The sequence below is a fragment of the Kitasatospora sp. NPDC002965 genome (assembly GCF_040611255.1).
GTDB lineage: Bacteria > Actinomycetota > Actinomycetes > Streptomycetales > Streptomycetaceae > Kitasatospora.
In genome coordinates, this window is the sequence record NZ_JBEXNT010000318.1 from 1 (window position 1) to 1,110 (window position 1,110).

Sequence of the window (1,110 nt, forward strand, 5' to 3'; positions counted from 1 at the left end):
GCCCTTGAGGTACTTGGAGAAGATGTCCTTCGCGGCCTCGGCGTCCGGGCGCTCGATCTTGATCTTGACGTCCAGGCGGCCGGGCCGCAGGATCGCCGGGTCGATCATGTCCTCGCGGTTCGAGGCGCCGATGACGATGACGTTCTCCAGGCCCTCCACGCCGTCGATCTCGGCGAGCAGCTGCGGGACGATGGTGTTCTCCACGTCCGAGCTGACACCGGAACCTCGGGTGCGGAACAGCGACTCCATCTCGTCGAAGAAGACGATGACGGGGGTGCCCTCGCTCGCCTTCTCCCGGGCCCGCTGGAAGACCAGGCGGATCTGCCGCTCGGTCTCGCCGACGTACTTGTTGAGCAGCTCGGGGCCCTTGATGTTGAGGAAGTAGCTCTTCCCCTGGGGCCGGCCGGTGACCTCGGCGACCTTCTTGGCCAGCGAGTTCGCCACGGCCTTGGCGATCAGCGTCTTGCCGCAGCCGGGCGGGCCGTAGAGCAGCACGCCCTTGGGCGGGCGCAGCTCGTACTCCTTGAAGAGGTCGGCGTGCAGGTACGGCAGCTCGACCGCGTCCCGGATCAGTTCGATCTGGTTGGCGAGGCCGCCGATCTGGCGGTAGTCGATGTCCGGGACCTCTTCGAGGACGAGCTCCTCGACCTCGGACTTCGGCACGACCTCGTAGACGTAGCCGGAACGGGGTTCCAGCAGGAGGGCGTCCCCCGCCCGGAGGGTGATCTCGCGCAGCGGTTCGGCCAGGCGCACCACCCGCTCCTCGTCGGTGTGGCCGACGACCAGGGCCCGCTCGCCGTCCTCCAGGACCTCCTTGAGGGTGACCAGGTCGCCGATGCTCTCGAAGGCCATCGCGTCCACGATGTTGAGGGCCTCGTTGAGCATCACTTCCTGGCCGCGCCGCAGCTCGTCGAGCTCGACGTTGGGGCTGACGTTCACGCGGAGCTTGCGGCCACCGGTGAAGATGTCGGCGGTGCCGTCCTCGTTCTGGCTGAGGAAGACGCCGAATCCGGCCGGGGGCTGTGCCAGCCGGTCCACTTCCTCCTTGAGGGCCACGATCTGGTCGCGGGCCTCTCGCAGGGTGGAGGCGAGCCGTTCGTTCTGGGCGGT

General features: G+C 67.8%; 1 protein-coding gene. It reads right to left on the reverse strand.

Translation table 11 applies throughout. From position 1 onward, the window contains the following. The coding region (arc, locus tag ABZY91_RS42105) for a proteasome ATPase (RefSeq protein WP_355409549.1) at nt 1-1,110 on the reverse strand (1,110 nt) is incomplete at both ends.